At 71.9% G+C, this 9,482-nt stretch carries 8 protein-coding genes and 3 pseudogenes; 7 read left to right on the forward strand and 4 right to left on the reverse strand.

The window, feature by feature from the left end:
* Positions 1-36: 36 nt before the first annotated feature.
* Positions 37-336: a hypothetical protein gene (locus ABD067_RS14105; RefSeq protein ID WP_343895952.1), complete on the forward strand. Its 300-nt coding sequence runs from the start codon at positions 37-39 to the stop codon at positions 334-336.
* 277 nt (positions 337-613) lie between these two features.
* Here ABD067_RS14105 and ABD067_RS14110 read toward each other — a convergent pair whose 3' ends face one another.
* The gene (locus ABD067_RS14110) at positions 614-2,923 is read right to left on the reverse strand and encodes a putative bifunctional diguanylate cyclase/phosphodiesterase (RefSeq protein WP_343895953.1); all 2,310 of its coding nucleotides are present in this window, start codon (positions 2,921-2,923) and stop codon (positions 614-616) included.
* A gap of 105 nt (positions 2,924-3,028) precedes the next feature.
* A complete protein-coding gene (locus tag ABD067_RS14115; RefSeq protein WP_343895955.1) occupies positions 3,029-3,568 on the reverse strand; it encodes a molybdopterin-dependent oxidoreductase in 540 nt (179 codons plus the stop codon).
* Positions 3,569-3,659: 91 nt separating this feature from the next.
* On the opposite strand from ABD067_RS14115, the gene folE reads away from it, so the two are divergent.
* The 4 genes from folE to ABD067_RS14140 all read left to right on the forward strand — a co-directional run bounded on the left by folE (position 3,660) and on the right by ABD067_RS14140 (position 6,206).
* The gene (gene folE, locus ABD067_RS14120; RefSeq protein ID WP_343895956.1) at positions 3,660-4,424 is read left to right on the forward strand and encodes a GTP cyclohydrolase I; all 765 of its coding nucleotides are present in this window, start codon (positions 3,660-3,662) and stop codon (positions 4,422-4,424) included.
* A gap of 58 nt (positions 4,425-4,482) precedes the next feature.
* The gene (locus tag ABD067_RS14125; protein ID WP_343895957.1) at positions 4,483-5,013 is read left to right on the forward strand and encodes a 6-pyruvoyl trahydropterin synthase family protein; all 531 of its coding nucleotides are present in this window, start codon (positions 4,483-4,485) and stop codon (positions 5,011-5,013) included.
* 501 nt (positions 5,014-5,514) lie between these two features.
* Positions 5,515-5,769 carry a hypothetical protein gene (locus tag ABD067_RS14135; protein WP_343895958.1) on the forward strand — a complete coding sequence of 85 codons (255 nt, stop codon included), beginning with the start codon at positions 5,515-5,517 and terminating at the stop codon, positions 5,767-5,769.
* A gap of 65 nt (positions 5,770-5,834) precedes the next feature.
* A complete protein-coding gene (locus ABD067_RS14140) occupies positions 5,835-6,206 on the forward strand; it encodes a hypothetical protein (RefSeq protein ID WP_343895959.1) in 372 nt (123 codons plus the stop codon).
* A 168-nt stretch (positions 6,207-6,374) separates the two neighbouring features.
* Here the strand turns inward: ABD067_RS14140 and ABD067_RS14145 are convergent, their stop codons facing one another.
* Complete coding sequence (locus ABD067_RS14145; protein ID WP_343895960.1) at positions 6,375-6,509, reverse strand: hypothetical protein; 135 nt, start codon at positions 6,507-6,509, stop codon at positions 6,375-6,377.
* A gap of 287 nt (positions 6,510-6,796) precedes the next feature.
* Positions 6,797-6,907: pseudogene (locus ABD067_RS14150) on the reverse strand (IS630 family transposase); the annotation flags it as partial.
* Positions 6,908-7,085: 178 nt separating this feature from the next.
* Between ABD067_RS14150 and istA the strand changes: the two are divergent.
* Both istA and istB read left to right on the forward strand, forming a co-directional pair.
* Positions 7,086-8,594 (forward strand): annotated as a pseudogene (gene istA, locus ABD067_RS14155) (IS21 family transposase).
* Between the two features lie 17 nt (positions 8,595-8,611).
* Positions 8,612-9,409 (forward strand): annotated as a pseudogene (istB, locus tag ABD067_RS14160) (IS21-like element helper ATPase IstB); the annotation flags it as partial.
* Between the last annotated feature and the right edge of the window lie 73 nt (positions 9,410-9,482).

The raw sequence follows: 9,482 nt of genomic DNA on the forward strand, positions 1-9,482 counted from the left end.
CGGCGCCGCCATGCCCCGCCGAACGACGGACCGGTTGTGTCAGTTCCTCTTAGCCACGGCGCTGGGCTCGGGCCCGGTGCGCCTCGTCGGGCACTTCGCGGCGGGCTGGGCGGCCCCGGCGCGTGGGAGGGGCTGTCCGAGCGGGCGCGGCAAGCGACGCGGGACAACGCCGGCACGCTGCTCGGGCCGTTCCGGGAAAGGCGGCCGCCCTTCACGCGCGGGGACGTGGAAGCGATCGCGGCGCCGACGCTGCTGGTCGGCGCCGAGCAGTCGCCGCCGGTATACGCGCGGACACCGGACGCGCTGGAGCGCTCGTCCGGGCCTTCGGGCGCGTGACCATCCCCGGCGCCTCGCACCCGATGAACCGCCGCAACCCCGAGGCCTTCAACGCGGCCGTGCTGGAGTTCTGGCGTCGCGCGCGGGGCTTGACCCCCAGCGGCGGCCTCGCGGCCGGCATCGCCGGGTGCCTCCCGAGCCGCTCCGCGGCGGTTGCCGGGCCGCCCACGGCCGTGCCGGCGGCCCGTGTCCGATCCGCTGCTGCCGGCGCCGTGCCGAGCAAACTCGGGTGATCGGCGACGCGGCCCGCTCCGGGGAAGGCTGCCGAACAAGCCCTTCACGCCGTTGGCGCCGCTTCCCGTCGGTCGGCGACGAGGCCGAGATCCGCGAGCACCTCGGCGGCCGGCTTGGGCCGGCTGAAATGGTAGCCCTGCGCCTCCATGCAGCCCGCCCGCCGGAGCCGGGACAGCTGCGCGGCGCTTTCCACGCCCTCCGCGATCGTGGCCATGCCGAGGTCGGAGGCGAGGCCGACGATCGAGTTGACGATGGCCTCGCAATCCGGGCGGGTCACCATCTCCCTGACGAAGGATTGGTCTATCTTGATCTTGTCGAACGGGAACTTGCGCAGGTAACCCAACGACGAGTAGCCCGTGCCGAAATCGTCCAACGAGATCCGCAGCCCCAGTCCGCGTAGCTGATGCAGGGTGGCGAGGACCGTCGCATTGTCCTCCAGCAGCACCGACTCGGTGATCTCCAATTCCAGTCGGCTCGGCGGCAACCCCGCTTCCGCCAGCGCCTCCGAAATCGTCTGGACCAGGTCGGGCGCCTTGAACTGCAGCGGCGAAAGGTTCACCGCGACCGTCATGTGGTCCGGCCACCGCACGGCGTCGAGGCAGGCTTGCCGCAGGGCCCATTCGCCGATCGGCACGATCAGGCCGGTTTCCTCGGCCATGGGGATGAACTTGGCCGGCGAGAGGAAGCCTTGCTCGGGGTGCTCCCAGCGAAGCAGCGCTTCGAAGCCATTGGTCCGGCCCGTCGCGATGTCGACCTGCGGCTGGTAGAACATCTCGAGCTGGTAGCCGCCGAGAGCCTTCCGCAGGTCGGCTTGCAGCGCGCGCTGCGCCAGCAGGTGCGTCTCCATCTCCGGCTCGAAGAGGCGGAACGTGCCGCGGCCGCCGCTCTTTGCGCGGTAGAGCGCCAGGTCGGCGTTCCTGAGCAGGCGGCTGAGGTCTGCGCCGTCGCCGGGCGCCAGGGCGACGCCGACGCTCACGCCGATGACGACGCGGTGGCCGCCGATGCTGTACGGGGCGCCGATGAGGTCCACCAGCCGCTCGGCCAGGGCCGCGGCGGACGCGGGCTGGTCGCCCGCGGCCTGTAGGATGGCGAACTCGTCGCCGCCCAAGCGCGCCGCGAGGTCGGTTTCGCGCAGGCACGCCCCGAGGCGCTGCGCGACGGCCTGCAACAGGGTGTCGCCTGTGGGATGGCCGAGGGTGTCGTTGACCTCCTTGAAGCGGTCGAGGTCGAGGCAGAGCACCGCGAAAGCGCTCCCTTCGCCGCGGTCCAGGCGCTCCAGCGCCTGTTCGGCCCGCTCCCGCAGGAGCGTGCGGTTGGCGAGCCCGGTGAGCGCGTCGTGCCGCGCCATGTGGGCGATCTTCGCCTGGGCGCGCTGGCGCTCGGTGACGTCTTCGTAGGTGGCGACCCAGCCGCCGTCGGCCATAGGCTGGTGCGAGACGGCAAGCGCTCGGCCGTCGCCTAGCGCGTGGGAGAAGCTCGCCCGGCCGCCCTTGCGCGCCAGCTCTCGTTGGTGGCCGTGTATGCCTTCGACCAGTTCCATGGGCCACCTGCCGATCCAGGCCACCGCGCGCTGAACGTCGCGCATCGCGGTGCCCGGCTTCGCCGAACCAGACGGGAGGCCGAAGAGCTCCAAGTAGGGGCGATTGCACACGATCAGTCGCTGGTCCGCGTCCGCCATGCACAATGCCTGCGACATGTTGTTCAGCGCGGCGTCGAAGCGCTTGTTCTGGACGTGCAGCTCGGCCGTCCGCGCCAGCAGCTCGCCATGGACCCGCCGCAGCAGCCGGTTGTGCCACAGGAGGACGCCGAACAGCCCCATCCCGCAAGCGGCCAGCAGCATCAGGATGCCCGAAAAGGTCCAATGCAGCCGGCTGAGGTGCTGCTGGTCCTCCGCGACGCGGTCGCCGCCGCGGACGTTCGCCGCCGCCGCGAGCCTGGCGAGGCCCGGGCCGAGGGGCGCGAACAGGTCCATCAGCTCGCGCGCCGCCTCCGCCCCCGCAAGGGCGTCCACCATCGGTTGCGCGGCGTCGACCGCGGCGGCGAGGCCGGAAACGACGGCTTGCAGCTCCGGGCTTTCCGCGGTCAGCTCCTCCACGTCGCCGCCGCGCAGCAACTGCACCCGGTTCGCCAGGATGTCGAGGCGCAGTTGCACCTCCTCCCGGTCGAATCCGCTGCCGGGCAAGGCGTAGGCCGCGATGCGCTGCTGCAGCCGCTCGAGTTCGACGACCGCTTGGCTGGCGAGCCAGGTCGTGTTGTAGCGCGCGACCTGCTGCAGCGCCTTCTGGCGCTCGACGATCAAAACGGAGGTGTAGACGGCGGCCACGGCGAAGAGGCCGGCGACCGCGCCCAGCACCGGTCCGAAGACCCGGCGGCCCGGCGTCCTTTTGCCGCTGCCAGGCAGATGGCGGCGTGGAAACGTCATCGGCTGCGTGGCGGGTCGGAGTCGCGGCCTCCCGGCTCAGATGACGACGAGGCGGGCCAGCTGCCACGCCGAGCGGCTGTAGTAGCGCTGGTGGCGCAGCGCCGGGTCGCTATCGAAGGGGTAGACGATAAACAGCGGGCCCTTCTCGCGGACCGACATGTACTGCCCGTTCCGCTTGAGGGCGAGGATGACGCCGTGGCGGGCGAAATCGCTCATCGGCAGCTCGGTGCTGTAGTCGTTCAACGCGTAGGCCAGCACGCGGTCCCCCGATGCGCCGACCGCCTGCATCAGCCGGTCCATGCGAACCCCTTCGAAGCGGACAGGCCCGTCGTACCAAGGCGTGGCCGTTTCGAAGCCCGATGTGCCGAGCGCCTCGATCATCGGGCGGTCGAACTGCGCCGCGCCGTCCTTGTTGGCTTTGGAGATCTTGCCGGACACCGTGAGGATAGGCTTCTCCGCCGGTTGCGGCAGGGACGCCGCGCCGGCACTCCGGCCGGCGCCGGCGAAGCCCAAGCCGCCGGCCGTTATTCGCACAAAGCGGCGCCCGATGCCGCGTCTGGTCACCAGGAATGTCACTCGGGTGCCTCCCTCTATGGCCCTGCGGCGCATAATGATGCGGCACCATAAGTAACTTCTGCGCGTATTTGTCTAACAAAAACTTTAATATATGGTTGATAATCTCGGTAACATCCGGCATCTTGGCCTGCCCAAAACCGACCCGGAACGTTGTGCTCCGTCCTTGAAGGTGCAGGCGCTCATGAGTGTGACGATACAGCGTTTGCGCCGGGCCCGGCTCGGCAATGAGGCCCTCGACCAAGCCGTAGGGCAGGCCGAACGGGCAGCCATGGTGGAATCCGCCGAGAAGAAGCTCGAAGAGCTCTTCGACGTCCTGCGGATCGACCACAGGAACGACCACAACACACGGGGAACGCCGCGCCGCGTGGCGAAGATGTTCGTGGAAGAGGTGCTGCGCGGCCGCTATGAGGCGCCGCCGCGCATCACCGAGTTCGACAACACCCACGGCTTCGACCAGCTGATTGTCACCGGCCCCATCGACCTGCGCTCGACCTGCGCGCACCACCTGATGCCGATCTACGGCCAGGTTTTCGTGGGCGTGCTGCCGTCGGCCGAAGGGAAGATCATAGGTTTGTCGAAGTACGACAGGATTGTGGACCACTTCGCCGCCCGGCTGCAGATCCAGGAAGAACTGGTCCGGCAGATCGGCCAGCACATTGTGGAAGCGACGGCGCCGCGCGGCCTTGCCGTGCGCATCAGCGCCGTGCACATGTGCAAGACCCAGCGGGGTGTGCGCGCCAGCCACCGCAGCCGCATGGTGAACTGCTCCTACTACGGCGAGTTGGCCGAGGACCAGAAACTCAAGGACCAGTTCATGCACGAGTGCATCGCGCTGGAGCGGGGGCCGGCGAGCTGACATGGCCTCCGCCACGGACAACCCTCCGGCACCATGGGGAAGCGACGTGGAACTCGGCATGCCAGTCCGCCCGACCGTCGAGAGCCGGCATCACGCGACGCGCCCCATCTACCGGTCCACCAAGACGTACGACCACAGCGAGGGGCTTTCCTGCTGCTTCCGCCAGTGGCGGGCGGCGGACTCCCATTGTAGGCTGGTCCACGGCTACGCCCTCGCCTTCCGGTTCGTGTTTGCGACCGGTGAGCTGGACGCGCGGAACTGGTGCTTCGATTTCGGCGGGCTGAAGCCGATACGGTCGTGGCTCCATGACATGTTCGACCACACAGTGCTCGTGGCCGAGGACGACCCGCACCTCCCCGACTTTCGGTTGCTCGCGGAAAAGGGCCTGCTCGCTTTGCGAGTGCTGCCGAACGCGGGGTGCGAGGCGATGGCGAAGTACGTGTTCGATCACGTGGCGGGCTTCGTCACGGACCAGACCGCCGGGCGCGTTTGGCTCGAAACGGTGGAGGTTAAGGAGCACGGGGGCAATTCGGCCATTTATGAACATGGCCACGTCCCCGCGATGGCGCAAACCTATAGGTGTCGGTGAGGGCTGCCGAAACGGCCGCTCGGCAGACCGAGAGTCTCTATTCTTCCGCCACCATCGGTGTTCGGCCGGCCAATCGACTTGGCCGGCATCGGCCGGGCGCCGCCAAGTAAATCAAAGGCCAGCCGTCCGGCACCGTGGAGGCCTACGGCGCCTGCTCCGGCGGCTCCGTCCGGCAGGGGAAACGCGGCGCGGACAGGAATGGACCGGCGCTTGGCCATGAATCAAAGCGGCAAGCGCCGGGTCTTGGTGGTGACGCGCGAGCGCGGCGGGCGGACGCCCCCTTCGTGTCCGGCGCGGAGGCCGAGGCGGTGCCCACCATCCGCGGGCGGGTAGCGGCCGGGGCGGTGCCCGGCCATCCGGTGTCGCGCATGTGGAAAGGGTGCTGGCTACGCGCCGGGCAGGCCTGAGCCGTACACAACTTCAAGTTTATTTTACGTTGTATTGCGTGCGTTTTTGGACGGGCCTGGGGTAAGAATCGACGACCCGGACCGGAGCCCCCCGATGCGATCCCGCGCCCGCCCCGCCCTGAGCTACGTCAAGGTCGAACGCCGCCACCCGCGCGCGCCGCGGCCGTGGGGGTGGAGCCTGCTGGCCGACGGCGGCGACAACGTCCTCCGGCGTTCGGAGGCGGCCTACGGCTGCGCCGAGGAAGCGTGGAAGGCGGGCCGCGCGGCGTTCGAGGAGTTCGAGGCGGCCGCGGCGGCGGCGCGCGCCCGGGCGGAGGCGCTCGCCCGGGAAGAGGCGCTGGCGGACTGACGCGGCGCCGGGAACTCCCACAGGCCCCGACCGCTTCCGCGGGCGCGCCGGGGAGGGGCAGGGGCATGATGTTCCAGGCGGCGGTGGACGGCGACGCGCCGGGCGCCTTCGCGGTGGGTGAAAGCGACGGCTTCGCCGGGCAGTCCGCGACGTTCCGCAGGCCGGACGCGCGGGCGCGGGCGGAAGCCTACGCGCGGTGGATGAACGAGGGTGGCGCCTTTCAGCGGTGCCGGGCCTGGTTGATCGACCCCGGCTCCTCCTGCCACCCGAGCGCCAAGGGCACGCGTCCGACGGGCGGGTGGCTCTGCGACCCGCCCGACGCCTGTCCATCGATTGCACCGGCATCGGGCGGCCTTCAGCCTTCGCGGCGAAACCCGGCGGCAGTGCGTCACCAGCAGGTGCGGCACCCACGCCCGCGCGCCGTGGCGCCGCGCTAGGAGCTTGCGCCGGATGGCAGAGGGCGGCCCGCACGCGCGGCGCAGTTCCAGCCAACACCCGGCGTCCACCAAGCCCAACGTCGCTTCGGGCACGAAGGGCGGATCGCCCGACATGATCCGTTAGCTCCGCGGTCCGGCCCGGGCAAATCCCTGCGACCCAAGCGCCGCTCACCCGGCCAACTCCCACAGCGCCATCCACCCCGCCATTCCGGGGCTCCTGACCGTCCCCGCCACCCGCTGGTGCCGCACCTCCCGACTCGCCGACAGCGCTTCCATCCAACCCCACAGCCGTGCGAGGCTCACGGATGGCTCAGGACGTTGCGCTGATCGGTTTGCGGTGTACCCTCGCCGGAGCGCACGAATGGCTCCGCCGCAGCGGGTGGCGGGCCGCCGTCGCGACTTGGTGGATGGGACGTTGGTGGGCCAAGCGGAGCGGTGGCGTGGCAGCGAGTTGCATGGCTTGGACGGCCGCCTTGGCGTTTTCCATTAGGCGGCTTGCGGGCGGACCGCGGCACAGGAGGCTGCGAGTAGCGCATGGGGCTCCTTCCGACCGTGATCTTCCTCGTGTTGTTCGTACCGTTGGCGGCGATCCGCCAGCGCCCATGCGGGACGACGGCGACCGGGCGCTCGCCGCGCGGGGCGCGGCCGCTGGTGCGGGCCATGCGGGCGCCGGCCCAGGTCTCGTCGAGGAACACGAGGCGCTGTAGCGCGACAACCAGGATGGTTGCGGGCGTCGATCTGGATGGTGGTCGCCGGGGCCGACCGGAGGCGGGGCGTAGCCCCGCCGTAGGCGGCTCCGGCGGGCGGGCCCGTCAGGACCCTCCTGCGGCAGCGTGAGGCCGTGGCGGGATGGGGCGGTTCCTTCCGGGGGGCCGCTTCGTGCCCGGCGCGCACATCACCGACCGGCAGGCGAGACCGTACATGCGCCACCGCAGGACCCAGACCCGCGAGGCCGCCGCGGCCCGCGCGGGCGTCAGCCCGAGCACCGGCGCGCGCCTCGACGCGGACCCCCGGCTGCCGTCCCAGCGCCCCGCGCCCGCCGCCGCCCCGATCCGCTCGCCGCGGTGTGGGAGGCGGAGATCGTCCCCATGCTGCGGGCCGCGCCCGGCTTGCGGCCGGTGGCGGTGTTCGAGGAGATGCCCCGCCGCCCCGAGCTGCCGCCCAACGTGCGGCGCACGTTGGAGCGCCGGGTGCGGACATGGCAGGCGCTGCACGGCCCCGAACGCGAGGTGGTGTTCCGCCAAGGGCACCCGCCGGGGCGGCAGGGCCTGTCCGACTTCACCGACGCCTCGGCCCTCGGCGTCAGCGTCGCGGGCGCGCCGCTCGCGCACCGGCTCTACCACTTCCGCCTGGCCTTCTCCGGCTGGCAGCACGCCGAGGTGGTGCTGGGCGGCGAGAGCTTCACCGCGCTGGCCACCGGCCTGCAGAACGCCTTGTGGGCGCTGGGCGGCGCGCCGCGCGAGCACCGCAGCGACGGCCTGTCGGCGGCGTTCCGCAACCTGGAGGCCGGGGCGGAGCAGGACCTGACGGGGCGCTACGAGGCCTTGTGCGCCCACTACGGCATGCAGCCCACCCGCAACAACCGCGGCCTCGCGCACGAGAACGGCGCCATCGAGGGGGCGCACGGCCACCTCAAGGCGGCGCTGGGGCAGGCGCTGCTGCTGCGGGGCGCGCGCGACTTCGACGACCTCGCCAGCTACCGGCGCTTCGTCGCGGAGCTGGTCGGCCGCGCCAACGCGGGGCGCCGCCGCGCCGCGGAGGTCGAACGCGCCGCCCTGCTGCCGCTGCCGCCGCGGCGCACCACCGACCACGACGAGGGGGTCGTCACCGTGACGCGCAGCGGGGGCTTCCTGCTGCGGCGCGTGTTCTACACCGTGCCCTCGCGCCTGATCGGCCACCGGCTGCGCGTGCGCCTCCACGACGACCGCCTGGAGTGCCTGCTCGGCGGCACGCCGGTGCTGACCCTGCCGCGCGGCCGCCCTCCCCGGGGCTGGGAGAACCGCAGCCGCCGCGCGCACGTCGTCGACTACCGGCACGTCATACACGCCCTGCGCCGCAAGCCGGGCGCCCTGCTCAACCTGGCCTACCGCGACCAGCTGTTCCCCCGCGACGCCTTACCGCCGCGCCTGGGAGGCGCTGAGCGCGGCGCACCCCACCCGCGTCGCCTGCCGCGCCACGGTCGGGCTGCCGGGGCTGGCGCACGACCGCGCCTGCGAGGCCGAACTCGCGGCCGAGTTGGAGGCGGTCCTCGCCGCCGGGCTCCTGCCGGACCTCGCGGACCTGCGGCGGCGCTTCGCCCCGGCGCGGGCCGCGGCGCCCGAGGTCGCCGCGACCCTGCCGTCGGCCGCCGCCTACGACGCGCTGCTCGGCCCGGAGGCGCTGGCATGACCCGCGTCGAGGTGGACACCGCCCGGCTGCCGCTGCTGCTGGGCGAGCCGCGCCTGCCCGCCATCGCCCGGATGTGGCCCGAGATGGCCGAGCGCGCCGACCGCGAGGGGTGGCCCGCGGCCCGGCTGCTCGCGGCCCTCGCCGAGTTGGAGGTGGCCGAGCGCGCCAGGCGCCGCATCGAGCGCCACCTGGCGGACGCGCGCCTGCCGCCGGACAAGACGCTGGACAACTTCGACTTCGGCCACGTGCCCATGCCCGGCCGCGCCAGCGTCATGGCGCTCGCCTCCGGCGACGCCTGGCTGGAGAAGGGCAGCAACCCGCTGCTGTTCGGCCCGCCGGGCTCGGGCAAGAGCCACGTCTCCGCCGCCCTCGGCCGGGCGCTCGTCGAGAACGGCTACCGCGTGCCGTTCGCCCGCACCTCGGACCTCGTGCAGCGCCTGCAGGCCGCGCGCCAGGCGCTGCACCTGGAGGCCGCCATCGCCAAGCTCGACCGCTACGACCTGCTCGTGCTCGACGACCTGTCCTACGTGCGGCGCGGCCGGGCCGAGACCTCGGCGCTGTTCGAGTTGATCTCCGCCCGGTACGAGCGCCGCTCCCTGCTGATCGCCGCCAACCAGCCCTTCGGCGAGTGGAGCAAGGTGTTCCCCGACCCGGCGATGACGATCGCGGCCATAGACCGCCTCGTCCACCGCGTGACCATCGTCGAGATGAACGTCGAAAGCTACCGGCAGCGCTCGGCGGCCAGCAGGAAGGGGCGGACCCCGGCGGGGGCGAAGGGCGCCAAGCACGCCCAGGGAGAGCCCGCCACGACGTGACCGCTTGCCAGCGGCAATCTGCGCATTGCCTCGCCTGATTTGCTCCTGAGCGGGAGCCGTTGCCTCACCTGAG

The sequence above is a fragment of the Craurococcus roseus genome (assembly GCF_039523795.1).
GTDB classification, from domain to species: domain Bacteria; phylum Pseudomonadota; class Alphaproteobacteria; order Acetobacterales; family Acetobacteraceae; genus Craurococcus; species Craurococcus roseus.